The organism is Amycolatopsis vastitatis, assembly GCF_002234595.1.
GTDB lineage: Bacteria > Actinomycetota > Actinomycetes > Mycobacteriales > Pseudonocardiaceae > Amycolatopsis > Amycolatopsis vastitatis.
Window position 1 is genome coordinate 67,049 of record NZ_NMUL01000051.1, and the last position, 25,880, is coordinate 92,928.

The window sequence follows — 25,880 nt, forward strand, 5'->3', positions numbered from 1 at the left end:
GGGATCAGGCGTGGTTCTGCCAGAACAGCCTTTCGTCCTTGTCCGGATCGTTGACAATCTTGCAGTCGGCGTCGAGCCACATCGTGGACCGGTTCTTCGGCGTATAGGCGGGCCATGCCGGCACGTCGCTCGCGTGAGGACGGTCGTTGTGTGCGAACCCCGCCCACAGTGCGCTCATGTGCCGCGAGGTCGCGAACTGCCCCGGTGGTCGATCTGCCGAGTCGGACGTGTTGGCGAACTTGAGGTTGATGTCCGAGGCATGTGGTGAGCCGAGGGGGAAATCGGTGCCGGGCACCAAGGTCGGGTTCTTGTAGGCGAGCTGGTACATGAACACGGGGGCCGCATGCTGCGCTGCTTTGGCCTCCGCGATCTTGATCGCGTCGCGCCAGATCGGCGAGGTCGTGATCGCGAAGTAGAGCTGAGCCGGCGTCGCGTCGGGCCTCGACCTGTGGAACGTGCTGATGATCTCGTCCAGCTCAGCGCCCTGGTAGGTCTTGCTCAGCTCCCGGCGCAGGCCGGCCTCATCGATGCGGAAGATGTCCGGCGGACCGAAGAGGCTGAAGAACACCGTTTCGTCGCGGCAGGTGCCGCACATCAGCGGCTTGCCCGCCGAGAAGGGCGCCACGCCGTCGGCGAAGGGGTGCCGCGGGATGACGGTGCCGTCGACGAAGGCACCGAAGCCGGGCAGCGGGTCGGGGTCACCCCAGGGCGCGACGCCGCTCGCGGCCTCGGACTGCTGGATCTCGAGCAGCCTCGCGGCCGGAATGTCGTGCAGCTTGGGGATGTCGGCCGTGCTCAGTCCCAGGAGCTCCAGGGTGCGCCTGGCCCGGGCGGTGGCGCCGTCGCGGGTGGGGAAGCGCAGCGGCGCGGCGCTCTCGATCGAGGCTTTGCGGAACAGCGGCGCGGCCGCCGGCATCGTGTAGACGGCCGCGGTCTTGGCGCCGCCACCGCTCTCACCCCAGACCATGACGTTGTCCGGGTCGCCGCCGAAGTTCTCGATGTTCTCCCTGGTCCAGCGCAGCGCCGCGAGGATGTCCAGCATCCCCTGGTTGGCCGCGTAGTCGCCGCTGGCGAGGTCATCGAGGAACAGGTAGCCCAGCAGGCCGAGCCGGTGGTTGGACTCGACCACCACCACGTCGTAGAGCTGCGCGAGGTGGGTGCCGTCCTGCCCGGTGGCGGAGCCGGAGCCGATCATGTAGCCGCCGCCGTGGTTGTAGAACATCACCGGCCGACGGCGGCAGTCCGCGGCGGGGGTCCAGATGTTGAGGTAAAGGCAGTCTTCGGACGGCGCGGGCATCCGGCCATTGCCACCCGGGCCCATCTCGCCACCCGCCGCCTGGAATGCCGGGTTGGGGAAGTTCACCGCGTCGCGCACGCCGTGCCAACGTTCAGGCGGCTTCGGGGCCTTGAACCGCAGGGCGCCGAGCGGCGGCGTGGCGTAGGGGACGCCGAGGAACTTGACGATGCCGTCCTCGCGTTTCCCGCGCACCTTGCCGTAACGGGTTGCCGCCTCGTCCGTTCTCGCCGTGCCCAGCGCGAGTGCCGGAGACGACATGCTCATCCCGGCGATCACGGACAGCGAGCCGCCGATCATCGCCCTGCGGGTCATCCTCGAGCCTGACATCGGACCTCCTTGTCGAACGCTACTTGGCGGAGAAGGAGAACTTCCCGGAGCCGACGGTGTACACGGTCTCCTTGTCGCGGCCGGGAACGTGCACGGTCGCGGTGGCGCCGGGTGGCACGGTGACCTCCAGCCGGAAGCCGTGCGCGGACTTCGTCCAGCTGCTGCTGACCGTCCCCAGCGGGGTCCGGTAGCTGCCGGACGCGTGCGTCAGATCCCCGACGGGCGCCGGGGCGATCGTCAGGCTCCGGTAGCCGACCGAGCCCGGCGTCTGTTGGATCCCGGCCACCCCGCGGACGAACCACGCGTCGACGGCGCCGAGGAAGTGGTGGTTCTGTGATCCGCCACCGGCCAGGTCTTCGGACAACGTGGTGTGGCCGCTGGCGATCAGGTAGCCGTAGCCCGGCGAGGTCGGGTTGACGACCATGTCGTAGAGGACGTCGTTGCGGTTCCCGGCTTGCAGCGCGCGGAAGAGCGGGCCGAGGGCGACCGAGCCGGTGGTGATGTGGTTGCCGGCCCTGCGCACCGACGCGACGAGCCGGTCGAGCACGGCGGCGCGGTCGGCGGGTGCGACCAGGCCCGCGTCAAGAGCCATAGCGTTGGACGCTTCGCTATCGCTGCCGTAGTGGACGCCGGCTTCGTCGACGTGGCGGAAGCGGGCCGTGAACTCGGAAGCGAGCTGAGCCGCCAGCGCCATGTACTTGGCGTGGTCGGCGGTCTTGCCGAGAACCTGCGCGATGTTCGCCATGTCGTTCGCCGCCGTGTAGTACCCGGCCGTGATGGCCAGCTGCATCGGCGTGGTGTTGTCCGTCGCGGACCAGTCCCCCAGCCCCGGGATGTCGCCCTTGTTGGCTGCCTTGTTCGCGGCCTCGTAGTCCAGCCAGGCGACCATGTTGCCGTAGTACGTCGCCATGGTCCGGGTGTCGCTGTAGGTCAGGTAGAGCTGCCACGGGATTCGGATGATCGCGCCACCCCAGTTGACCTCGTCGAGGAACTCGATGGTGCCCTGCGGGTACTGCAGCTTGACCGGGGCAACGCGGTGGAACTCCGGCGCGATGTTCGCGATCAGGCCCGGTGATTCGTCACCGGGCCGCCGCTGCGCGGTGGCCATGTTGCGCACGAGCTGCGGCTGGTACGCCGACATGTCGTAGTCGGTGAGCAGCGCGTCGATGTTATGCAGGTTGTCGCCGGTGTACGGCCCCTTCTCCCGGTCCGGGCAATCGGTCAGGACCGACGTCATGTTGCTCTGGATCGACCGCTCGGTGATGGCGTGGATCTGGTTGAGCAGGTCACTGGACGAGGTGAACTCGCTCGCGCTCGGGTTCGCCGCGTAGACGACGTCCATGGTCACCGTGTCCCGGCCCGGCGCGGTGCGCAGGCCGCTGACTTGCAGGTAGCGGTAGCCGCTGTAGGTGAACTGCGGATGCCACTTCTCGACGCCGTGCCCGGACAGGGTGTAGCGGTAGGCGATCTGGTTGCCGGGTTTCGCTCCGGTGCTGCCGACGTCGAGCGTGCCGTCCGCAGCGAGCTTCTCGGCCGGGATCATGGTGACGGTGTCACCGGTCCGTCCGGCGACCGACAGGCTCGGCCATCCGGACCGGTTCGCGCCGAAGTCGAGGATGAAGGAGCCGTCGGCGAGCTTGCGGACAGCGGTGGGCTTGATGTTCTGCGCGACCGTGATCGGCGGACGCGGGTCGGCGCGCAACGGCGTCGTGTCGCGGGGGGTGGTGGTCTGCGACAGCTTGACGACGCTCGCCTGCTGCCATCCGGTGCCGTCTCCGCGGCGGGCGTCGTACTCCTCGCCGCTCCACCACGATGAGAACGTCGTCGGCCCGAGCGCGGTGCGCCAGGTGCCGTCGCTGGAAACGACCTCGCGGTGCCCGTCCTGGTAGGTGACCTCGAGCTGGGCGATGACCTTCGGTTCGCCGTACACGGTGTACTGCTCGAGGGTGTTGCCGAAGAAGTACCGGCCCGGGGTCTTCACCCGCTGGTAGGTGCCGCTGCCGGTCTGCAGGCCGATCGTGTTGTTCCCCGGCCGAAGAGCGCGCGTGAGGTCGTACGTGCGGTAGCCGACCTCAGCGGAGTACGTGGTCTGGCCCGGCTCCAGCACGGCGTCCCCGACCGGCCGGCCGTTCAGCGTGGCGGCGTACATCCCGAGGCCGGTGGTGTACAGGCGAGCCTGCTTGACCGGCCCGTGCACCGGGAAGGCCTTGCCGAACACCGGTAACGGGGCTTCCTTGCCGTCGGCCTGGGTGTAGTCGTAGGACGGGTTCTCGATCCAGCGGGCCGACCAGTCGGACGCCGACAACAGTCCCATCTCCCAGCTCGACTCCGCGCTCCACGGCGACACGCGTCCGGCGGTGTCCCAGGTGCGGACCTGCCACCGGACGTGGTCGCGGGCACGCAGCGCCGGGCCGCCGTAGGCGATGTTCGAGGTGCCGCCCGAGCGCACTTTTCCGCTGTCCCACTGGTCTCGCGGCCGCGACGGCGTGTCGACGATCGTGCGGATTTCGTAGGCCGCCTGGCCCGCCGAGCCGCGCGGCGGCAGCCAGCTGAGCAACGGCTTGGCCGCGTCGATCCCGATCGGAGCGACGAGGTTCTCGGTCCTCAGAGAGGTCGGCTGGGCGGTCCCGCCCGGGGTCGCGGCGGCCACGGCCGGTCCGGACACGGCCAGCAGCAACGCGGTGGAGAGCGTGAGGATGAGACGCCGGTGGTTCATCGGCTGTCCTTTCGGCCAGGCGGACTGGCTCGGTGCTCGGGCAAATCGGCCACGGGCGGTGTCCTGGCCGGTTTCCGGGGACGGTTCAGATCAGCCCGCGGCGTGCGGCCCACACCACGGCCTGGATGGGGGTCGCGAGACCCAGGCGGTCACAGATCGAGCGCATCCGGCGCCGAACGGTCCGGTCGGACAGCTCCAGCCGCCGCGCGATGGAGTCCAGCGGCAGTCCTTCGGCAAAGAACGCCAGCAAGGCGACCTCCTCGCGGTCGAGCACAGCGTTCACCGGACTACCGCCCTCTGCTCACGCCGCGACGGCGATGACGTACGGAACTCACGGCCCGTACGCGCCCTCCACTTGGGTCAGCAGGCCGGCGCCGCGATCGGCCGGCAGCGGGGCAGCGACCGGGTCGAACGACAGTTTCGTGGCTCCGCGGACCGCCGACAGGGGGCCGCTGCCCGGATCCCAACGCATCATCGCGTCCTCCGGATTAAAAGGTTTCAAAACCTCGCGTCGTGACGCTACTATGGCCTCAAAGGCGAAGTCAACGTTGGACAGCATCCCGCGGTAAATCGTTTTTCCCCGCGCCCTTCCACGGCTTCGTACGTTTCAAGCAAGAGGATCATGATGACGGTGCCGGAGACCACCGGATCAGGCCCCGCAGGCAGCCGCGCCGCCCGGATGAAGGACGTCGCTGCCGCCGCGGGGGTCTCCGTGGGCACCGTGTCCAACGTGCTCAACCGGCCGAACCTGGTGAGCCGCGCGACCCAGGCCAAGGTCGAAGCCGCGATGGCCGAACTGCGGTTCGTCCGCAACGAGACGGCCCGGCACCTCCGGGTCGGGCACAGCCGCGTGCTGGCGTACGTGATGCTCGACGGCCGCAACCCGTTCTTCACCGACGTGGCCGGAGGCATCGAGGACACCGCGGACGAAGCCGACCTGCCGCTCTTCCTCTGCAACAGCGCCAACCTCGCCACCCGCGAAGCCGCCTACCTCACCCGGCTGGAGCAGCAGCGGGTGCAGGGCATCCTGATCACCCCGGTCGACCCCGGTTCCCCGCAGCTCGACGAGATCACCCGGCGCGGCACGCCCGTGGTGATCGTCGACCGCACCCGGAACTCGGACAGCCACTGCTCCGTCGCCGTCGACGACGTCGTCGGCGGCGCGATCGCGGTCCACCACCTTCTGGAGCAAGGACACGAACGTATTGCCTTCGTCGGCGGCCGGCTGGGCATCGGCCAGGTCCGCGAGCGCCGGGAGGGCGCACTACGTGCCTTGGCGGCGGCAGGCTTCGGGCCGGATCACCTCGTCGACCTCACGACGTCGCAGATGGCCGTGGCGGACGGCGGGAACGCGGGCCGCCGCCTCGCCGGTCTCCCCTCAGCGACCCGCCCGACCGCGGCGTTCTGCGCCAACGACCTGCTGGCGCTCGGCCTGCTCCAAGCGTGCGCCGCACTGCGCCTGCGCGTCCCCGACGACCTCGCGATCGTCGGTTACGACGACATCGAGTTCGCGGAGGCCGCCGCTGTCCCCCTCACGTCGGTCCGCCAGCCGCGGCGGCAGCTCGGGCGCACGGCCGCCGAACTGCTGATGCAGGAGACCGGAGACCCCGCCCACGAACACCGGCAAGTGACGTTCACCCCCGAACTGGTCGTCCGTGCGTCCACCCACCCGCGGTAGCTGCCCCCGGAGACCTCGATGCGGCACGTTCGGATCGGTACGACCCCGGTGAGCGAACTGGCGCTCGGCGGAGCGGGTTGGTCGCTCGCCGACCACCCCGATGTCGACGTCGCGATCGCGACCATCCACACGGCCATCGACCACGGCGTCCGCTCTGGACACCGCCCGGGCAGGTCGTGATCGCCTGGCTCACTTCGCTCGCGCCCAGGCCGTCGAACGACACCGGCGCGATCCCATCGCCGGGCCGGTCGACACCGAGTCGCCAGAACCCGCCGTCTCCGTTGAGAAACAGGTGCCGGCCGTCCAGTGACCATTCGGTGCCTCGAGCAGGACTTGGTCGGTCCCGTAGAGGACGCTCGGAATCGCCTTCGCCTGCCCACTGATCAGCACCTGCGCACGTTGTGATGGAGCCAGCGTGCGGACCACCGGTGATCTCCCGCTCTATCGAGACGATGTCGGGCACGATAGGTCAGGCGCATGCTGACGTACAACGCCGTAATTGAGCCGGTTCACGACGCATTTGAGCTCGTCCCCAGATCCGGAACGAGCCTCTCGTTCTTCGCTTGGCACCCCCACCGCAGGCGGCCTACACTCGCCAATCAGATAGCTGAAGCTATTTCCTATACTTGACCTTGATGAGCGGACCGACGTGTGGTCCGCTCCGCTCGCCCAGGGTCTGTGCGATGCCCTGCCCAATACCTGGCGCACCGCCCGTAACAAGCGTGACGCGGTTGCTCATGTGCTTCCCCTCAGTTCCAGTTGACGGGTCCGGCGACGATCGAATGGCTGGTGAGGCTGCGCCCCAAGACGTCCTGGGCGGCGCGCGCGGCGTCGATGAGCCCGGGCAGTGACAGTCCGGTGTGGACACCCATCTCGTGGAACATGCTGACCAGGTCCTCGGTCGCGATGTTGCCGGTCGATCCGGGCGGGACGGGGCAGCCTCCCAGCTCGCCGAAGCTGGACTCGAAGCTCTCGCAACCAGCCTCCAGTGCAGCGAAGGCGTTCGCCAGCCCCTGGCCGCGGGTGTTGTGGAAGTGCGCGGTGACCTCGACGTCGGGCAGCCGTTCCAGTGCGGCGGTGAAGAACTTCGAGACGTAGGCCGGGTTCGCCATGCCAGTCGTGTCACCGAAGCCGATCTCGGTGGCTCCCGCCTCCGCGAACCGCTCGGCGAGACCGAGTACCCGGTCGAGCTCGACCTTGCCCTCGTACGGGCAGCCGAACGACGTCGCGATCACGGCTGCGCAGTCCAGGCCCTCGCTGGTGATGCGGGCGGCCATCTTGTCGTTGTCGGCCATGGTCTCGGCGACGGTGCGGTTGACGTTGCGCTTGTTGTGCGTCTCCGAGGCCGAGACGAAGATCGCCGCCTCGTGGAACTTCTCGCGCACTTCGAGGGCGTTGTCCAGGCCCCTGCTGTTCGGAATCAGCACGGTCAGCCGCACGTCGTCGGGTACGTCGATCCGGTTGAGCACCTCGACGCCGTCGGAGAGCTGCGGGATGACGTCGGGGCGCACGAAGCTCGCGACCTCGATCCGCTTGAGGCCTGCGCGGGCCAGCGCGTTGACCAGCCGCACCTTCTGCTCGGTAGGGATGTGCTCCGGCTCGTTCTGGAAGCCGTCGCGCGGGCCGACCTCTCGGATGTGCACGCTGCTCGGTCGCCGGGTGGTCATGAATGGGCTCCTCTCGACAGGGCTTCCCGGTGCTCGGGCGCGGCGATCGCGATCAGCCGCCGTGCCCGTTCGGCGAGGTCGCAGCCCCGCAGGTGCGCGGCGCCGTACTCGGTCACCACGACGTCCACGTCGGACCGGGATGTGGTGACTGTGCCGCCGCGCAGCGCCGGGACGATGGTGGAATGCGTGCCGGAGCGGGCCCGCACGGTGATGATCGACCGGGTACCGGTCAGGGAGGCGGCGCGGCTGAAATCGGCCTGGCCGCCCACCGCTCCGATGTAGACACCGCCGCGGACCTCGGCGCCGACCTGGCCGGTGAGGTCGACCTCGATGGCGGAGTTGACCGACACCAACGACCGCAGTCGGGACAGTGTCTCCGATGCGTGGGTGTAGCTGGCCGGCCGGAAGTGCACCGGGAGGTCCGGCAGCCGGTCGTACAGCTCGGCGGTGCCCAGGGCGGCGCCGGTGACGATGACGCCGGTGTCGATCTCCTTGCGGGCGCCGGTGAGCGCACCCTTCTCCACCAGCCGCAGCACCCCATCGGAAATAATGCCCGAGTGGAAGCCGAGGTCTTGGTGCCCGGCCAGGCGGTCCAGCACCACCGAAGGCAGCGATCCCACGCCCATCTGCAGCGTGTCGCCGTCGTCGATCAGCTCGGCCACGTGCCAGGCGATGGCCTGCTCGATGTCGTCCGCCGGCTTGGCCGGGGCTTCGGCGAGCGGCCGGTCGGTCTCCACCACCGCGGCGAACCGCTCTAGCGGAATGCGCACTGTGCCGGTGGTGGCGGGCATCCGGCGGTTGATCTCGGCCAGCAGTACCGGCGTGTGCTCGACGGCGTCGGCGGCGTAGTCGGCGCCGACACCGAGCGAGCACAACCCGCCGGCGTCCGGCGGCGACACCTGGACGAACCCGACGTCGCTGGGCAGCGCCCGTTCGGCGAACATCCGGGGCAGTGCCGAGTAGTGGCACGGGACGACGGTGAGCCGGCCCGCCCGGCTGATCCGGCGCAGCTCGCCGAGCGCGCCGTAGGACACCAGCGACAGCTGCTCCGGCAGCTCACGGGTGAGCCGCTGGTCCCAAGTGAGGCCGCAGAACGCCCGGTGCGGGCCCAGCTCGCCGATCTGGTCGAGCAGGGCGTGCACCAGGGGCGTCGGCTCGGCGCTGGCCTGGCCCCACCAGATCCCGGCGCCGGGCGGCACGTGGCGGGCGAGCTCGATCATCGGTCGAGCCGCCGGATCGAGGTGGCGGTGCCCACACCCCCACCGCAGCACATGGTAACCAGGCTTAGCTCGGCGTCACGGCGTTCCAGTTCGGCCGAGATCGTGGCCACCGGCCGCGAGCCGGTCGCGCCGACCGGGTGGCCGAGGACAATCGCGCCGCCGTTGACGTTGACGCGGTCCATGTCCGGCTTCAGCTCGCGCTCCCAGGCCAGGATGGCGGAGCTGAACGCGTGGTTGACCTCGAACAGATCGATGTCGCCGACCGTGAGCCCGTTGCGCTCCAGCAGTTTCCGGGTCGCCGGGATGGGACCGGTACGCATGAGAACCGGGTCGACCCCCCGTGAGTGCCGCCGCCTGCTGCGCCGCCGCGGTCGCGGCGGCCGAGTCGCGCACGTCGAGCGCGCGGTAATCGGCCGCGTCGCCAATGCGTGCCGCGTCGCCTTGGCGGCCTGCTCGTCGATGTCGGTGACAAGGACGCGTTCCCCTGCCGCGGCGAACGGCCGGGCGGCGGCGCCGATACCATCACCCGCCCCGGTGACGAGTACGGATCGGTCGTCGAGCCGGAACATCAGTAGCTCCTCGGCAGTCCGAGCACGTGTGAGCCGAGGTAGTTCAGGACCATCTCCTGGCTCACCGGCGCGATCTTGAGCAGGCGGGCCTCGCGGAAGTACCGCGCGACGTGGTATTCCTCCGAGTACCCCATGCCGCCGTGGGTCTGCAGTGCACGGTCCGTGGCTTGGAAACCGGCGTCGGCACACAGGTACTTAGCCGTATTCGCCTCGCGTCCGCACGGTTTACCGTTGTCGTAGAGCCAGGTCGCCTTGCGCAGTGCCAATTCTGCGGCGTCCAGCCGGGCCAGCGAGTCCGCGAGCGGGAACTGCAGGCCCTGGTTCATCCCGATCGGGCGGCCGAACACCTCGCGTTCGTTGCCGTAGCGGACGGCGGCGCGCAGGGCGGCCCGGCCGAGTCCAAGGGCCTCCGCCGCCAGCAGCATCCGCTCGGGGTTGAGACCGTCGAGGATGTAACGGAAGCCCTGGCCCTCCTCGCCGACGCGGTCCTCCACCGGGATCCGCAGGTCGTCGATGAACAGCTCATTGGAGGTGACCGCGTTGCGGCCCATCTTCCGGATCGGGCGGATGTCCACCTTCGACCGATCGAGGTCGGTGAGGAACAGTGTGAGTCCGTCGGTCTTCTTCTTGACGTCCTCGAACTTCGTCGTTCGGGTCAGCAGCAGGATCTTCTCCGACTCCACAGCCTTGGAGATCCACACCTTGCGGCCGTTGACTACGTACTCGTCACCCTCGCGGCGCGCGAACGTGGTGATGCGGGTCGTGTCCAGGCCCGCGCCCGGTTCGGTGACACCGAAGCACACGTGCAGGTCGCCGTTGACAATCCGCGGTAGCGTGCGCCGCTTGAGCTCCTCCGAGCCGTGCACGATCACCGGATGCATCCCGAAGATCGACAGGTGCATCGAACTGGCCGCGTTCATCCCGCCGCCGGACGCCGACACCTGTTCCAGCAGCAGCGCGGCCTCGGTGATGCCGTAGCCGTGGCCGCCGTACTCCTCCGGCGTGGTTATGCCGAGCCATCCGCCCTGGGCGAAGGCGTTGTAGAACTCGGTGGGGAACTCCTTCGCCGCGTCCTTCTCCAGCCAGTACTGGTCGTCGAATTTCCCGGCCAGTTCGGCCACCGCCTGGCGAATGGTCGCCTGGTCCTCGGTCAGTGCAAAGTCCACCGCGTTCTCCCACCGGGTATCGGGTTTGGACTAACCATAACAAAGGACTGACCAAAGCTACAGAGTTCTCCGTCACGCGGCCGCGACCCGAGGAAGCGGCGAACGTGTCGTCGAGGCCTGCCGACCGAACGACTGGTCCAGTGCGGCGGTCGCAAGACGACAGCCTTGACGCCGTGCGCGCTCACGCGAAGCACTGGCCAGCCGAACAGCTGATCCATCCTCGCCGCGGCGGAGTACGCGAAACCCTTGCGCGTCGTGCTGATCATCCGCCACAGCGCGGTCCTGGCCACCGCCGTGCCGATCAACCACTTCAAGGCCCTGATCGTCTTCGATCGCGAAGATCAGCGGTTTGCGTTGCTCGGCAAGTCCAGAGGACCCATGAGACCGAACTGGCCACCTTGGTCCAGCAGATCGCTCCCGACCTCGAGCGAACCACCCCCAAGAACGCGTCTGCGGATCTAAGACCAACCTCGCAGCGACTTGACGCGACATAGCAGCCTCGGGGGCCGAGCGGCGAGTTGTTCCGCCGCCGGCGCGAGCCCGAGCAGTCCCTGGCTTGGCCGCCCTGAGATGCCGGCGATCCGACATCGAACCAGCACTCCTCGGCGAACCGGCACTCGAACTCCCCAGCGTCACGGCGTCAAGCCGGCCACCACCGCCTCAGCGGAGGCGAACCGGCCGAGTCAGCCCCGGGACGAGTCCCGGAAAAGCCCCTGGTCTTCCGTCTACGTCCAACGCATGCTCGTGCATTACACCGATGACGACACGACTGCAGGTTCAATACATCGCGAACCGATGAAATGATATCTTAGGTCAGACCTTTAGGCCACGGCATGAGGAGACTGACATGGCGGGCACGCGCCCTGCGGTGAACAACGCCGCCCGCTCCGCGGTACGCCTGAGCCCGATGGAGGTGCCCAAGGCGTCCGACGTGCTGGCCGACGACCTGCGGGAGCGCATACTGGAAGGTGAGTTCGAAGTAGACACCGCGCTGCCGACCGAGCGGGAACTGGTCGTCCAGACGCAGATGGGCCGCACCACGGTGCGCGAAGCCCTGCGCATCCTCGAGGTCCAAGGCCTGGTGCGGATCAAGGCCGGCCGCGGCGGCGGCGCGTTCGTGCAGCGCCCGGGGCGGGACTCGATCACCAGTTCGGTGAACCTGCTCATCCGCGGCCAGAAGGTCCGGCTGGCGGCATTGCTGGAGACCCGCGAGGCGATCGAGCCCTACTGCGCCAAGCTGGCCGCGCGGCACCGCACCGAGGCCGACCTCGCCCGCCTCGACACCGCCAACAAGGCCATCGCCGACGAGAACAGCAGCCTCGCCGACTTCCTGCATGCCAACGTCGACTGGCACGTCGCGGTCGCCACCGCCAGCCACAACGAGCTGCTGACCGGGCTGATGACCGCCCTGTCCACTGCGATCTACGCCGCCACCGAGAACGAGGCGTTCATCGACGACGAGGTGCGGCGCACCACCGCGCGGGCGCACAAGTCGATCACCGCGGCCATCCGGGCCCAGGACCCGGACGCCGCGATGCGCCGCATGGGCCGTCACGTGCACGCCTACGCAGAGGCTGTTCTCGAGGTCGACGAACGCACCGAGATCCCGGTCCCCGGCGAAGGCTGAGCCGTCCGGCTCACGCCCACCGCGGCAGCCTCGGCGACCGCCGGTCGGCCAGCGCCGGCGGCCGATGCTGATCGATCCGTGGGCAAGGTCCGCGGCGACGTGGCGCACGACAGGCCGCGGCGCTGGTTAGTAGGAGTTCCGAGCGCACCCCCGCTAGACGGTGGAGCGAGTGCAACGGCCCTGGGCCGGCAACCGCCCGGGTGCACCGGCCGCGGCTGCTGGAACCGGGCATGTGGTTTCAGTACGACTACGACACCGGCCCGGCCGTGCAGGGGTTGGCGACGCAGTTGTTTGGGCGCGGCTGGCGTAGTGCCGGTTCCGGATGATGCTGCCGCTCCTGGTCAAGACAGAGCCGTCGGTGATGGCTGCGCCCAACCAGGCGCGCAAGCGCTCAGATGCGGGGACGAAGCTCAACTGCTGATACACGCAGGCAAAGCCAGCCGCGCGTGCACCCCGCGGCCGGCGGCGATTCCGTACCGAAGATCGCCATCCGACCTGACGTCAGCCCGTACGGCCGTTCATCGATCTCGGTGCCTTTCTTCTGTCAGAAGCGAATCCAAGGATGCCTGGCGGAAGCCAATGTCAAGAGGCGGGTCAGCAGCAGCGCCTGGGCTATGACCCGCTCGCGTGCATCGGGCAGCTCGGTGAATTCATCCTCATGACCTCAGACGACAGACCGAGACACGTCGTGCTACGCTGAAAGCGCTGGCTGCCGGGAGCTCCGGAGGCCGGCGCTGGCATACCCGATCAAATCAAAGCCTCTCGCCGTCAATGCCTCGCCGCCATGATGTCGGCCAGCAATTTGGCCGTGCCCTCGGGCGACTCCGACGGGAAGTGGTGGCTTCCCAGGTCGACAAGCACGAAGTCGACGCGGTTCCCCAGATAGGCCATTGCTTCCTGCGTGACCATCTCTCGCACTCCGATCTCGGTGATCGGTTGCTTCACATCAGCCAGGGCCTCTTCCATGTTCCAACCCACCAGGCCCTCGAACGCGCGCGTTCCTGCGGGTTGGCGCACAGCGACCATCTTCTCGAAGTACCGGTCCTTGAGGGCGGGGGCGGTGCGCTCCGGCGAACCCGCCTCGACCATGCTCCGTACCAAACCAGGGAAGTCTTCGCGAACTGGCTGAACCAGCGCGTCGGCCGCTTCCTCGTCTAGCGCTCCAAATAGGAAGGTGTAGTGGAGCGCGTCGAGGGTGATCACGTGCTCGACGATGTCGGGAAGCAATCGCCCGACCTCGACCGCCACCGCGCCGCCAAGAGAGTGCCCCACGACCATGCACTTGTGGACCGACTCTGCGTCGAGTACCGCCGCCACGTCACGCGCGAACTCCGCGATCGTCCAGACGTCCCGAGTGGACCGTGACTCCCCGTGCTCGGCAAGATCGATCGCGATCGCTCGAATTGTGTCCGGCAGGTAACTGGTGACGCCGTCATAGTCGTTGCGGTTGCAGGCCCAACCATGGATGAGAGCCACCGTTGGCCCGTCAGCGGGACCGCTAACCGTGTAACGAATGGTTGTGTCGATCGACCGCTGAGTCTCACGGTTCGCTGCACTTCTGTTTGCAACAGTCATTGGTACTCCTCGATTTCGTGCCGTCATTGGCACGGAATATCACGCGCTAGCGCGACGCTAGCCACAGCTCGACGACAAGTCAATGGAAGTGGAGCCCAGACAGCTAGCGAAGGTCAACCACTGGCTGCGCCAACGCGCACTGAACCTATTGCCACGCCACTCTCTCCAGATTGGTCAAGCACGGGATTGCGAGGACAACGGGTCCCAAGTGGCGACTCCAGGGGTTCCATTAACACAATTATCGCGTCGCCCCGTGGATCAATTCCCTGGCCTCGCCCATGCCCTTGACCAGTTTCCCGGGTACCGCCCCAGTTCAACAGGCTGCCCCCGCTCGGAGACCTGCATCGGCCCAGCACGAGGCATGTAGCCCCCGCGATCGACGCAGACGGAATCCCGCAGAGACCGGAGCCGGCCCGGAGAGCCAGTTGCCGACACGGGTCAGAGCCGTTCGACGACCATGGCGTTGGCCATGCCGCCCGACTCGCACATGGTCAGTAGTCCGTAGCGCCCGCCGACACTTTCCAGGCCGGTCAGCAACGAGGACAGCAAGCGGATCCCCGAAGCGCCGAGCGGGTGGCCCAGAGCGATCGCACCACCGAGCGGGTTGAGGCGGGCCGAGTCGTAGCCGAACTCCGCCTGCCAGGCCAGCGGCACCGAGGCGAAGGCTTCGTTGAGCTCGACGTGATCGATGTCGTCCAGCGTCATCTTGGCGCGGTCTAAAACCTTCTGCGTCGCCGGGATGACGCCGGTCAGCATCAGAACGGGGTCGTCGCCGACGACGCTCGACGCTGCGATTCGCGCGATCGGTCGCATGTTCAGTTCCGCCGCGCGCTCCTCGCTCATCACCAGCACCGCCCCGGCGCCGTCCGTGACCTGGGAGGAGTTGCCTGCGGTGATCTTCCAGTCGATGTTCGGGTGCGCGGTCCGGTTGGCCTCGGACCCGAACGCCGGAGCCAACGCAGCCAGCGTCTCCACCGTGGTCCCCGGCCGGATCGTCTCGTCGGCCTCGACCACCACGCCGTCCGGTCGGGTGATCGGTGCGATGGAGCGGCCCAACAGCCCGGCTTCCTTCGCGCGCTGCGCCCGCGCGTGGGACTCGACGCTGAGCTCGTCGAGCATCGTGCGGGAGAGCGCGTACTTGTCGGCGACCAGCTCCGCCGACACGCCCTGGTTCACCATGCCGGGGAAACGCGCCCAGGCCCCCGGGCCGAAGGTGTCGGCGTCGCCGCGGTTGCTGCCGATGGGGATGCGGCTCATCGACTCGACACCGCCGGCGATGGCGATGTCATAGGCGCCCGCCATGACGCCCTGGACGGCGAAGGCAAGCGCCTGCTGACCCGACCCGCACCGGCGATCGATCGTGGTCGCGGGGACATGCACGGGAAAACCCGCGGACAGGCTCGCGTACCTCCCGGGCGTGGCCGCCTGCTCCCGCACCTGCGTGACGCAACCGATGATCACGTCCTCGACGGCGGCCGGATCGACGCCGGTGCGGTCGATGAGAGCGCGGAGGGTCTGCGCGAGCAGCTCCACCGGATGGACGGACGCGAGCGAGCCCGACGCCTTCCCCTTCCCCATCGGGGAACGGACGACATCGACGAGAACTGCGTTGGGCATTTTGCCTCCTGGTCGAGCAACGATGTTCGGCTGAGCGGGCGGCCGCGCCGGAGCGAGCCGACAGGGGTGTGGACAGGGGTGTGCGTCCGCACGACGGACGCCAGGTCAGGGCGCGTCCCGCACGCTGTCGAAGTGCGTCCGGAGAAAGGCTCCGGCATCGGCGACCGACTGCTCCGCCTCATCGATCAGCCCGCAGTACAGCTGCCACACGTGGGCCATCGCGGCCCTCATGTCCAGCGTGCAGTCCACTCCCGCTGCCCGGAGCACGTCGGCGAGAAGTCGGGCGTCCCCGGCCAGGACCTCGTCGGTGGACGCCTGGATCAGGACCGGCGCCGCGCCGCGCCAGTCGGCCTCGACGGGGGACACCAGCGGATCCGATGCGCTCGCTCCTGCCCTGAGGTAGGCGTCCCGCGCCTGCTCGAGGAAGCGGAGCCGCACCACGGGATCGCGGTCCGCGTTCTCCTGGTACTCCGCGCTCCGCATCGTCAGGTCCACCCAGGGGGAGAACAGAACGGTGCAGGCCGGCCGGATCCCGGCTTCGAGGAGGCGGAGGGTGAGGGCCGCAGCCAGGCCGCCTCCTCCGGAGTCGCCGACGATCGCGACCTCCTCCGCGCCGACACCCGCCTCCTTGACGGCCCAGTCCCAACCGGCGTGGGCATCGTCGAGCCCGGCCGGATAGGGGTGCTCCGGCGCCAGGTGGTAGTCGGGCACCAGTACCGCGGCATGGCTTCGGGCCGAGAGCCAGGAAGCCAACGCGCGGTGGGTGTGTCGCGAGCCCATGCAGAAGCCTCCGCCGTGGAGCAGCAGCACCATACGGTTGGTCGCGACCTCGGGCGCCCGGACGATGGAGCCCGGTACCCCGTCCGCGATCGCGACCTCATCGATCGCTGACCCCGGGTACACCTTCGCGCGGCTCAGTCCTCGCTCCATGGCGTCGCGTTCCTGCTCCCAGTCGACCCCGTCGGGCGTGTCGGGAGCACGGTGGGCGAACAGACGCGCCTGAAGCTCGTCGGCAGTCAACCTCACGACGTCGACCTCCGCGGAGCCGTCGCCGGCGCGTCAGGAGATCGCATAGCTCTGGTAGCCGCTGGCGGCCTCTTCGTCGCAGATCGTGCGATAGCGTCGGTAGGCGCCGAAGTAGAAGAGCGTACGGCGTTCGCGGCCCGGGATGTTGCTCCCGGTCCACCAGCTCTTGCCACCCAGCGGGATGACTGTCCGGTCGACCTGCTGGTTGATGTGCTCGGCCCAGTGGACCTCGGCGTCTTCGTGCACCTCGACGACCTTGGCGCCGCTCTCTCGGACGCGCGCGATCAGGTCGGCGAGCCACTCGACGTGCTGTTCCATGAGGATGGCGTAGTTGATGAACATCGAGCCCGGGCCGCCGACCATGAAGAAGTTCGGAAACCAGGAGGTGGCGAATCCGAGGTGAGTTCGGGGGCCGTGGGTCTCCCACTTGTCGGCGAGTCGTTTGCCGTCTCGTCCTCGAAGGTCCATCCGCAGGTAAGGGCCCGTCACAGCGTCGAACCCGGTGGCGAGGATGAGGACGTCCAGCGGGACTTCGCCGGACTCCAGCCGCACCCCGGTCTCCGTGATGCCGACCAGGGCGTCGCGGCGCAGGTCCAGCAGCGTGACGTTGTCCCGGTTGAACGTCTCGAGGTAGTTGGTGTCCACGATAGGTCGGCGCGAGCCGAGGGGATGGTCGTTCGGGACGAGGCTCTCCGCGGTCACCGGGTCGTCAACCCGGGCACGGATCTTCTCCTTCACGAAGTCGGTGACCAGCTTGTTCGCCTCCGGGTTGGTGAGGAGGTCCTTGTACGAGCCCCACAGGAACTCGAAACCGCCCCGCGCCCACATCTCCTCGAGAACGGCCTCCAGCTCCTCGCTGCTCACGTCGAGGGCCGACTTGCCGTTGTGCTCCCACGGGAACCCGCCCAGAGACCACCGGGCCTTCTCGAACAGCGCCGGACGCTGCCGCTGAATCTCGGCCCAGGTGGCGTCGTCGTACTCGTGGTGCCGAGCGGGGATCGTGAACTGGGGCGTCCGCTGGAGGACGTAGAGGTGCTCAGCCTGCTGGGCTACCTGTGGAATCGTCTGGACGCCGGTCGAGCCCGTCCCCAGCACGGCGACCCGCTTGCCCGCGAGATCGACGCCCTCGCGCGGCCACGCGCCGGTGTGGACCAAGGTCCCGGCGAACTTCTCGAGGCCGGGGATCTTCGGCGCGTATGGAGCGGAGGCGAGCATGCCCACGGCTGAGATCAGGAACTGCGTGCGGAGGGACCGGCCGTCCGCCGTGTTCACGGTCCACGTCGAGCCGGACTCGTCGAGCGTCGCGCCCGACACTCGTGTGCCGAACTCGATGCTCCGCTTCAGGTCGAGGCGGTCGGCGACGAAGTCGAAGTACCGGAGGAGCTCGTCCTGCTTCGGGTACTTGCCGCTCCACCGCCAGTCAGCGATGCGCTCGTCCTGGAAACCGTAGCTGTACACGACGCTCTCGGTGTCACAGCGGGCGCCCGGATAGCGGTTCATGTACCAGGTGCCGCCGACCCCGTCCTGTTCCTCCAGGACCAGTACACGCAGCCCGAGGTCGTCGCGAAGCTTGTACAGCATGTACAGCCCGCCGAAGCCGGCCCCGATGACGATCGCATCGTAGTCCCGGGCGTCCGCACCCGAGCCCGAGTCGGACCGAAGATCGTTCTCCACTACTACTCCTTCATTCACGATCGGCGCCGAAGTGGGCGACCGAGCCGTCCTCTAGGTCGCGATTCCCACATCGGTCGGGAAATAGGAACCCAGATCCGCGAGGATCTTCTTCTTCTCGAACTTGCCCAGGTCGCCCTTGGGGATCTCCGCGACGACACCCACCAGTTTGGGGATCTTGTACCGCGCCAGCCGCGCTGTGCAGTGCTCCAGGACCGCATCCGGGGCGATCGCCGCCCCGGCGACCGGACGCACGATCGCCGCGGGAACCTCGCCCCAACGATCGTCCGGGACACCGAGGACGCAGACCTCTTGAACCACCGCGAGCTGGCTGATGACGGCCTCGATCTCGGCGGGGTAGATGTTCTCGCCGCCGCTGATGATCAAGTCCTTCGACCGGTCGAGGACGTGTAGCCTGCCCGCGGCGTCGAACTCGCCCATGTCTCCGGTGGCGAGCCATTCGGGGCCGAACGTCTCGGAGGTCAGCTCGGGTGCGTTGAAGTACGCACTGGCCGTCACGTCGCTCTTGACCAGGATCTCCCCGAGCCCGCCGTCCGTGAGGTCCTCGCCCTGGGCGCCGACGACGCGGATGCGGGTGGACCTGCCGGGCCTGCCGACCGCGGTCGGCGCCTTCCGCGCGTCGTCCCCGGCGTTCCACGTGAGGCAAGGCGCCTCGGTGAGGCCGTAGGCGGACCCGAACGGGACGCCCAACCACTCCACAAGGCGCTCGGCCGACGAACGGCGAATGGGCATCCCACCCCAGAACCCCGCCTTCAAAGTCTTGCTGTGGAGCGAGCGCGACTGGGCCGCCTGGCGGAGCATCTCCCACATCGTGGGTCCCAGCACGGCGTGGGTGACGGTGGTCCGCAGCGCCTCCAGCATCTCCGGCGCGTCGAACTTCCGCGACAACCGCAGCGTGCCACCGACGAGCCAGACCTGTGCGCCGATGCCCCAGAACGACGCGCTGGTGAAGGAGAACTCGAAGGCCCAGACGGAGTTCTCGTCTTGGGGAATGGCGGCCAAGGTGTCGCGCGAGACACTGATATTGCTCGCGTACGTGCGACACACCCCCTTGGGAGTGCCGGTGGTGCCGGACGTGAAGTGGATGACCTGAATGTCCGTCGGCGACACCCGGACACCGGGATCGGCCGACGAGCGGGAGGTGATCGCGTCCGCGAGGGTGCGCCCGCCCATCGCCCTCGGCAACAAACGACGCCCGGCGTGGCCGGCGAAGAACGCGGAGACGCTGTCGGCGAACTCGGGATCGTGCACAACCAGATGTGGATCCGCGAGACGCAGCACCTGCTCGAGCTCGACGGCGTTGAGCCTGCGGTTGATCGGCATGAGGACGAGGCCGGCTTTCGCGCACCCGAGGAGGAGCATCAGGTGGTTGACGTCGTTGTACATCAGCGTGGCGACGCGGTCGCCCGGATGCAGGCCCTCCTCGAGGAGGAAGTTCGCGGCGCGCGAGGAATAGTCGTCGATTTCCGCGTAGGTCCACGGCGTTCCGTCGGTGACGACGGCGATGCGATCCGGATAGAGCTTCGCGGCCGAGCGGATCGCCTCGCTCCAGGTCGATGCGCTAACACTCATGTGAGCACCCGGTCCTTGGTCTCGGGCATGGTCGCGTAGACGATGAGGCTGATGGCTGCGGCGACCGTGATGTAGAGCCAGACCAGCCCACCCAGCCCGCTCGAGTTCATCCAGGTCACGACGTACGGGACGGTTCCGCCGAACAGCGCGATGGACACGGCGTAGGGCAGTCCGATGCCGGTGGTGCGCACCTCGGCGGGAAACTGCTCCGCCATGACCGCTGCACAAGTGCCCGTGTAGCCGACGATCAGTAGCATTCCGATGATCTCGATGACCAGGAGCCCGGCGAAGCTGTTTCCCACGAAGTGCAGGGCGGGCCAGGTGAAGACGACGAAGCCGGCTGCGAAGGCGACCAAAGCCGGCTTGCGGCCGACCCGATCGGCGAGCAGCCCCCCGAAGGGCACTGCGATCACGTAGATGCCGAGCGCGATCGTGTTCGCCAGCAGGGCCTCACGCAACGGGAAACCCGTGGTCAGGTGCGCATAGGCGGGCATGTAGGAGACCCACATGAAGAAGGCGACCCCGGGCAGGATCGTCATGCCCATGACACGAAGGGCTGCCCGCGGGTGGTCCCGCACTACTGCCGCGAATGCATTGCGCCGCGGTCCTGGCCGCTTCGTGGCCTTAGCGAACGCTTCCGTCTCTGAGATCGAGAAGCGCAACCAGAGCGCAACCAGCCCTAGTACGGCACCGGCACCGAAGGCGACTCGCCATCCCCAGCTCTGCAATGCTTGCTGGTCGAGCACGCCGGTGAGCAGGGCTCCCATCCCCGCCGCGAGCAACGTGCCCGCACCGACCGAGACCTGTTGCCAGGATCCGGCGAACGCACGACGGCCAGGAGCCGCCCACTCCACGATGAACGCCACCGAGGACCCGAACTCACCACCCGCAGAGAAGCCCTGGATCAGCCGCGCGAAAAGCAGGAGCAGGGGTGCCAGGATGCCGACCTGTGTGTAGGTCGGAGCGATCGCGATGACCGCAGAGGCGCCCGACATCAAACCGACGGTGAGTACCAGGCCATTCTTGCGACCGTGGCGGTCGGCGAAGATCCCCAGCAGCGCTGCGCCGATCGGCCGCATCACGAACCCTGCCGCGTAGACCGCGAGCGTCGACAGCAACGCTGCCGTCGGATTCCTGGGCGCGAAGAACTGGGTCGCGAAGATCGGGGCAAAGGTCGCGTAGATGGCCCAGTCAACGAACTCGACCATGTTGCCGACAGCACCCGCGATGACCGCTTTCCGCTGTCGCGGGGTGAACTTTCGGCGTTTGGTCGCCGGCTCATCGCGATGCTGCCCCACCGCGGGTTCGCCAGAGTGCAGGACATCTTCGGTGGCCATCAGTGGGGCCTCGGCATTCCGACAACATGCTGCGGAACGTCACCCGTGTAGGCCTCGAAGGGCGGCGCGGCATGACTGTTGGCTACCGGGACCGCTTGCCCCTCTCCCCCATCCGGCGCGATGTCGTACTCCGTGAAAATCGTGTTTCCCGGCCATCCGGCATCGGCGAACGCGCAGTACTGAGTCAGTTCACGGGCCATGTCTTCTCCTTTGAAGTGGCGACGTTCTCAAGAAACCCGCTGTGCCAAGGCATCATCAGGTGAGCCGTCCAACCGGGACCTGGTCAGTCGGGCGGGCCGGGACGGCGGATCAGGTCAGACCCGTCTGGCCTGTCCCGCCCAGAGCTGGTCCGCGAGGACTCTTTTCTTGACTTTCCCGCTCGGCGTGGTCGGGAAGCTCGCAACGAGATGGACCTGCTTCGGCACCTTGTACCCGGCGATCGACGAGCGGCAATGCTCCACGATCGCTGCGGACGTCAGGGGCGTCCCGGTGTCGGCGATGACGAAGGCTGCCACCTCCTCGCCCCATTTCTCGCTGGGTGCGCCGACCACCGCGACGTCCCGGACGCCGGGGAGTCTGGCGATCGTGTTCTCCACCTCACGCGGGTAGACGTTGAACCCGCCGGTGACGATCATGTCCTTCTTGCGGTCGACGATGTAGAGGTAGCCTTCGCGGCTGAGGTAGCCGATGTCTCCGGTGGTGATCCACCCGGCCGCGTCCACGACCTCGGCCGTGGCGTCGGGCCGGCGCCAGTAGCCGCGCATCGTCTGCTCCCCGCGCACCTGGATGTCACCCGGCTGGTCGGCGGGTGACTCCTGGCCGTCGAGGTCGACGATGCGCAGCTCGACGTGGGCTGTCGGCCTGCCAGCGGACGCCAGGCGCGAGAGACCGCCCGAGTCCACGATGTCGGCGGAGTGGTCCGCAGGGTGAAGCGCCGTCAGCGGAAGCGGTGCTTCGGACGCCCCGTAGAATTGGATCAGGATCTGGCCGAACGCGTCCTGCGCGTCGCGGGCGCGATCGGGGGCGATTGCCGAGCCCGAGTAGATGATCGCCTTCAGGCTCTGGGTCCGGACCTCCCGCCCGTCCCGACGGCGTCGGAGAACCTCGGCGGTCAGCATGTTGAGCTGGGTGGGAACGAGTACGAGCACGGAAGCGCGCGACTCGTCGATCGCCGCCAGAATCCGGTCCACGTCAAAGGTCGCCGCGAGAAGATTAGCGCCACCCGCGGCGAGGACAGCCGTGCCGACGCACCCGCTGAAGTGGCTCAGCGGCGCGCTGTGCAGCACGACGTCCCCTGGCCCGATGTCTGGCATCTCCTCCAGCAGATTGCGGACCATGGCGCCGACGGCCAGACCGGTGTGCTGGACACCCTTGGGCGTGCCCGTCGATCCGGACGTGTAATAGAAGAGGGTGTCGTCCTCAGGCTTCGGGTTCGGTAACGAAGCCGGTGCGGGACGCGCGAGCAGTTCGTCGTAGGTCACCGTCGCGTGCGCGGACGGCCCGATGCTCACGATCGCTCGGACCGAGGACGGCAGCCACGCGATCCCCGTCTCGTCGAGCCACTTGCCCTCGGCGACGACCACGGTCGGCTCCGCGTCCGCCAGGATCTGCGCCATCTCCTCGACGTGCAAGCGCATGAGCAGGCCGATGCGGACGAGCCCGCTGAAGTAGGCGGCGTGCTCGACGACGGTCCACTCAGTCCGATTCGAGGCCGCGATCGCGATGCGGTTGCCCGGAGTGCAGCCAAGCTCGACCAGGCCGGCGGCCACCCGGCGGACCGCTTCGGCGAGCTCGCCGAAGGTGAGTACGCCGTGGGAGTCCACGACGGCGAGGCGGGGCTCGTACGCCTGGTAGCTCCGCGACAAGAGGTCGGTGATGGCAGGAATGTCGACACTCCTTCGTCCAGCCCCGTCGAGGTGGTGACCTACTGAAAACATCGGTGATCCTCAGCGCAGGGGCATCTCTCTAATGAAAGTTAGATAGGCAGGCCTCCAGTGTCAAGAGTGACCGGTCGGGGCAGCCCGTGTCTGTCCTCAGTAAAGGCCACGGACAAGGCAAAGTGTTATGACGGCGGACCCTCGATGTCGTCGCCGTCTAGACTGATGATCCATCTATCATGCTGTCGATTGGGGAGGCATCGTGGTCTCTGCGTCCACAAGGCGAGCCGACGAAGAGGACGCTGCAGCACAGCCTGGCCGTGACACGCGGACTCGAATCCTGGAAGCCGCCGCCGAGGTGCTCCGGAGCAGGGGTTACGGGGGGACACGGATGGCGGAGATCGCCGAGCTCGCAGAGTTGCAGGCGGCGACGATCTACTACTACTTCCCCAACCGTGAAGACATGATCGAGAGTGTGATCCGCGAGGGTGAAGCCCTGATCATCGCCCGGGCGAAGGAAGCTCTCGCCGCTCTCCCCGACTCCGTGTCCCCGCTCGACAAGATCTGTACGGCCGCGACCGCTCACCTCGACGCCGTCCTGTCGATCTCCTCGTTCTCGGCTGCATCGACGCGGAACTTCAGCCATCTCCCCCAGGAGATGCAGGACCGCCTGATGGTGCAGAGGCGTGAGTATGGGCGGCTGTGGAAGCAGCTGTTCGACGAGGCTCTCGAGAGCGGCGCAATCGGCGGCGCCATCGACTGGCACGTCGCCTACCAGTTGCTCATGGGGTCGTTGAACTCAGCGGCCGAGTGGTGGACGCCCGAGCGGACCCCGAAGTCAGAGCTGCTGGAGACGACCGTCCGCCTCATCCGCCGGGCGTTCCAGCCGCCGTTCCGGAGCGCCGGATGACGCCGGCACAGGAGACGAGCAGACCTTAACGGAGGTCGCCTTCCGCAGCTGTCTAATATCCGTTAGACTGGCTCCAGATCATGACCGGTCAGCCCGGTGCCCCGACTCCGACCCAGGACGTCAGTACCGCAGTCGCGGACGTTGCCGATACGGAAGGTCGCGGGCCAGAGGGAGCAGTCACGCCCGGGGAATCTGCCGTCCAGCAGGTTCGCGTCGAGTGACAAAGATGAGTTCGGAGGGCCCATGAGCACAAGCTTTGGTAGGGAACGGAACGCGACGCTCGACAGGGCCGCTGTGCTGGAGGAGATCCTTCACGAGCGGCACAGCTGTCGGGCGTTTCTGCCCGACGAACTCGACCGGGATACCGTGCGCCGCCTGCTGACGATGGCGCAGCAGTCCGCGTCGTGGTGCAACTCCCAAGCCTGGCAGGTGATCGTGACCAGCGGCGAGGGGACGGAGCGGTTCCGGAAGGCCCTCTACGAGGCGGCGCAAAGCCGCCCGATGAGGACGGACGTGCCGGAGCCCAGCGAGTACGTCGGCGTGTACCAGGACCGGCGACGGGCCGCCGGCTACGCGCTCTACGCGAGCGTCGGCATCGAGCGCGGCGACCGAGGGCGTCGAAACGAGCAGATGCTCGAGAACTTCCGGATGTTCGGTGCGCCCCACCTAGCCGTCATCACCTCGGAGCGGCGCCTCGGCCCGTACGGGCTGGTCGACTGCGGTGCGTACGTGTCGACGTTCCTGGCCGCGGCGCAAAGTCTGGGGATCGCGACCATCGCCCAGGCGGCCATCGCTATGCAGTCGGACCTGGTCCGGGAGTACTTCTCCATCCCCGATGAGCGGGACGTCGTCTGCGGGATCTCGTTCGGCCTTTCCGACACCGACCATCCCGTCAACGGCTTCCGGACCGAGCGGGCATCGGTCGACGAGGCCGTCAAGTGGGTCGCCGAGTGACAACCGAGGGCGCTCCCGGGCCTACCGCGGGCGGGCGACCCGGGCTCCCCGACCTGTCGAAGATCGGGGTCTGGTGTGATCCCCGCCCGTTCACAGTGGACGAGAGCCGGCTCGCGGCGTACGCGGAGGCCACGAACGACACCAACCCGGACCGCACCTCCGGGAAGTACGCGAACCCCGTGTTCGCCGTGGTCCCCGCCTGGGACACGGCCTTCGAGATGCTCAAGGGCACTCTCGATCCCGAGCTCTACTCCCGTTCGCTGCACGGCGAGCAGGACATCCGGCTGTCTGCACCGATCACGGCCGGTATGCGGCTATGGACGCGAGCGGCAGTGGTGAGGGCAGCCCCGGCATCGACAGGCATGACACTGAGTGCTCGAGCCCTGTCCGTGGACGACGACGACCGTCCGGTTGTCGACCAGATCTTCACGATGTTCATCAGGGGGGCGTCGCTGCCCGCGCCGGCCGGAGAGGACATCGACCAAGCCAGATCCCCGGCTGGATCCCTGACTCGTGAGGTTGGTGGGGTTCCCGCGGCTCGCCGCCTGGATGCCGACCAGTCGCTCCGCTACTCGAAGGCGTCCGGTGACACCGAAGCGGTCCACCTGGACGTCGAGGTGGCGAAGTCGTTCGGGTTCCCCGATGTGATCAACCAGGGGAACTGCACATTCGCCATCGCGGCGCAGGACGTGATGCGAGTTGTGTGCGACGACGACGTTTCGCGCGTCCGCCGGATCGCAGTGCGGATGAGCAGTCCGGTTCTGCTCGACGACACATTGACGACGCGGATCTACGCCGACGACACGTCCTCGCGCATTTTCGGGTGGGAAACCGTCCTCGGTGACGGCAGGCTGTGCCTCAAATCGGGCCTCATCGAGGTCGGGCCCCCTCCTGACAGCACCTTTGGCGACTCAACTCACCGTTGACGAGCACTCTCATAGCTGAACTGGATGGTTGCGGAACACGCAACACTCTGTCGAATTTCCGTTCGATGGACGGTCCCAGGCGATCGCGACACATAAGGGAACGAGATGGCCCTGTTCGGGCTCGTCC

General features: G+C 67.9%; 22 protein-coding genes. 6 read left to right on the forward strand and 16 right to left on the reverse strand.

All coding sequences use genetic code 11. The features are described 5' to 3' along the window. Positions 1-4: 4 nt before the first annotated feature. The 4 genes from CF165_RS40090 to CF165_RS51430 all read right to left on the reverse strand — a co-directional run bounded on the left by CF165_RS40090 (position 5) and on the right by CF165_RS51430 (position 4,812). On the reverse strand, positions 5-1,624 hold the full coding sequence (locus CF165_RS40090) for a carboxylesterase/lipase family protein (RefSeq protein ID WP_093952808.1): 1,620 nt from the start codon (positions 1,622-1,624) through the stop codon (positions 5-7). A gap of 19 nt (positions 1,625-1,643) precedes the next feature. Beyond that, entirely contained in the window at positions 1,644-4,340 is a 2,697-nt protein-coding gene (locus CF165_RS40095) for an alpha-L-rhamnosidase (protein WP_093952809.1), read from the reverse strand. Between the two features lie 85 nt (positions 4,341-4,425). Then, positions 4,426-4,623 (reverse strand): LuxR C-terminal-related transcriptional regulator, encoded by a 198-nt coding sequence (locus tag CF165_RS40100; protein WP_093952810.1) that lies wholly within the window; start codon positions 4,621-4,623, stop codon positions 4,426-4,428. Between the two features lie 48 nt (positions 4,624-4,671). Next, entirely contained in the window at positions 4,672-4,812 is a 141-nt protein-coding gene (locus CF165_RS51430; protein WP_205661107.1) for a hypothetical protein, read from the reverse strand. Positions 4,813-5,019: 207 nt separating this feature from the next. Between CF165_RS51430 and CF165_RS40105 the strand changes: the two genes are divergently transcribed. Together CF165_RS40105 and CF165_RS51435 are read left to right on the forward strand one after the other, a co-directional pair. Continuing rightward, positions 5,020-6,018, forward strand: coding sequence for a LacI family DNA-binding transcriptional regulator (locus CF165_RS40105; RefSeq protein WP_093952811.1), 999 nt, complete (start codon positions 5,020-5,022; stop codon positions 6,016-6,018). An 18-nt stretch (positions 6,019-6,036) separates the two neighbouring features. Next, positions 6,037-6,198 (forward strand): hypothetical protein, encoded by a 162-nt coding sequence (locus CF165_RS51435; protein WP_158226901.1) that lies wholly within the window; start codon positions 6,037-6,039, stop codon positions 6,196-6,198. A 569-nt stretch (positions 6,199-6,767) separates the two neighbouring features. Here the strand turns inward: CF165_RS51435 and CF165_RS40110 are convergent. The 4 genes from CF165_RS40110 to CF165_RS40125 are packed head-to-tail and all read right to left on the reverse strand — an operon-like array spanning position 6,768 to position 10,640. Next, entirely contained in the window at positions 6,768-7,685 is a 918-nt protein-coding gene (locus CF165_RS40110; protein ID WP_093952812.1) for a hydroxymethylglutaryl-CoA lyase, read from the reverse strand. Beyond that, positions 7,682-8,905 carry an acetyl-CoA hydrolase/transferase family protein gene (locus CF165_RS40115; protein WP_093952813.1) on the reverse strand — a complete coding sequence of 408 codons (1,224 nt, stop codon included), beginning with the start codon at positions 8,903-8,905 and terminating at the stop codon, positions 7,682-7,684. The genes CF165_RS40110 and CF165_RS40115 overlap by 4 nt, the downstream gene beginning before the upstream one ends. After that, positions 8,902-9,474, reverse strand: coding sequence for a beta-ketoacyl-[acyl-carrier-protein] synthase family protein (locus tag CF165_RS54140; RefSeq protein ID WP_205661108.1), 573 nt, complete (start codon positions 9,472-9,474; stop codon positions 8,902-8,904). Before CF165_RS54140 ends, CF165_RS40115 begins: the two co-directional genes overlap by 4 nt. Beyond that, positions 9,474-10,640: an acyl-CoA dehydrogenase family protein gene (locus CF165_RS40125; RefSeq protein ID WP_093952814.1), complete on the reverse strand. Its 1,167-nt coding sequence runs from the start codon at positions 10,638-10,640 to the stop codon at positions 9,474-9,476. Before CF165_RS40125 ends, CF165_RS54140 begins: the two co-directional genes overlap by 1 nt. A gap of 847 nt (positions 10,641-11,487) precedes the next feature. Here CF165_RS40125 and CF165_RS40130 point away from each other — a divergent pair. Beyond that, positions 11,488-12,267: a FadR/GntR family transcriptional regulator gene (locus CF165_RS40130; RefSeq protein ID WP_205661109.1), complete on the forward strand. Its 780-nt coding sequence runs from the start codon at positions 11,488-11,490 to the stop codon at positions 12,265-12,267. Positions 12,268-13,035: 768 nt separating this feature from the next. Here CF165_RS40130 and CF165_RS40135 read toward each other — a convergent pair. The 8 genes from CF165_RS40135 to CF165_RS40170 all read right to left on the reverse strand — a co-directional run bounded on the left by CF165_RS40135 (position 13,036) and on the right by CF165_RS40170 (position 23,023). Further along, positions 13,036-13,842: an alpha/beta fold hydrolase gene (locus CF165_RS40135; RefSeq protein ID WP_093952815.1), complete on the reverse strand. Its 807-nt coding sequence runs from the start codon at positions 13,840-13,842 to the stop codon at positions 13,036-13,038. A gap of 438 nt (positions 13,843-14,280) precedes the next feature. After that, positions 14,281-15,459, reverse strand: a complete 1,179-nt coding sequence (locus CF165_RS40140; RefSeq protein ID WP_093952816.1) for a thiolase family protein — start codon at positions 15,457-15,459, stop codon at positions 14,281-14,283. Positions 15,460-15,564: 105 nt separating this feature from the next. After that, a complete protein-coding gene (locus CF165_RS40145) occupies positions 15,565-16,485 on the reverse strand; it encodes an alpha/beta hydrolase fold domain-containing protein (protein ID WP_093952817.1) in 921 nt (306 codons plus the stop codon). Between the two features lie 33 nt (positions 16,486-16,518). Beyond that, positions 16,519-18,159, reverse strand: coding sequence for a flavin-containing monooxygenase (locus tag CF165_RS40150; RefSeq protein ID WP_240522008.1), 1,641 nt, complete (start codon positions 18,157-18,159; stop codon positions 16,519-16,521). A 51-nt stretch (positions 18,160-18,210) separates the two neighbouring features. Then, entirely contained in the window at positions 18,211-19,749 is a 1,539-nt protein-coding gene (locus tag CF165_RS40155; protein WP_093952818.1) for a class I adenylate-forming enzyme family protein, read from the reverse strand. Next, entirely contained in the window at positions 19,746-21,086 is a 1,341-nt protein-coding gene (locus tag CF165_RS40160) for an MFS transporter (protein WP_093952819.1), read from the reverse strand. Before CF165_RS40160 ends, CF165_RS40155 begins: the two co-directional genes overlap by 4 nt. Beyond that, the gene (locus CF165_RS40165; protein ID WP_093952820.1) at positions 21,086-21,286 is read right to left on the reverse strand and encodes a hypothetical protein; all 201 of its coding nucleotides are present in this window, start codon (positions 21,284-21,286) and stop codon (positions 21,086-21,088) included. Before CF165_RS40165 ends, CF165_RS40160 begins: the two co-directional genes overlap by 1 nt. Positions 21,287-21,400: 114 nt before the next feature. Next, entirely contained in the window at positions 21,401-23,023 is a 1,623-nt protein-coding gene (locus CF165_RS40170) for a class I adenylate-forming enzyme family protein (protein ID WP_093952821.1), read from the reverse strand. 202 nt (positions 23,024-23,225) lie between these two features. Between CF165_RS40170 and CF165_RS40175 the strand changes: the two genes are divergently transcribed. The 3 genes from CF165_RS40175 to CF165_RS40185 all read left to right on the forward strand — a co-directional run bounded on the left by CF165_RS40175 (position 23,226) and on the right by CF165_RS40185 (position 25,753). Then, positions 23,226-23,873: a TetR/AcrR family transcriptional regulator gene (locus CF165_RS40175; RefSeq protein ID WP_158226903.1), complete on the forward strand. Its 648-nt coding sequence runs from the start codon at positions 23,226-23,228 to the stop codon at positions 23,871-23,873. Positions 23,874-24,116: 243 nt separating this feature from the next. Beyond that, positions 24,117-24,827 (forward strand): nitroreductase, encoded by a 711-nt coding sequence (locus CF165_RS40180; RefSeq protein ID WP_093952823.1) that lies wholly within the window; start codon positions 24,117-24,119, stop codon positions 24,825-24,827. Beyond that, on the forward strand, positions 24,824-25,753 hold the full coding sequence (locus CF165_RS40185; protein WP_276209762.1) for a MaoC/PaaZ C-terminal domain-containing protein: 930 nt from the start codon (positions 24,824-24,826) through the stop codon (positions 25,751-25,753). The genes CF165_RS40180 and CF165_RS40185 overlap by 4 nt, the downstream gene beginning before the upstream one ends. Positions 25,754-25,880: the final 127 nt, after the last annotated feature.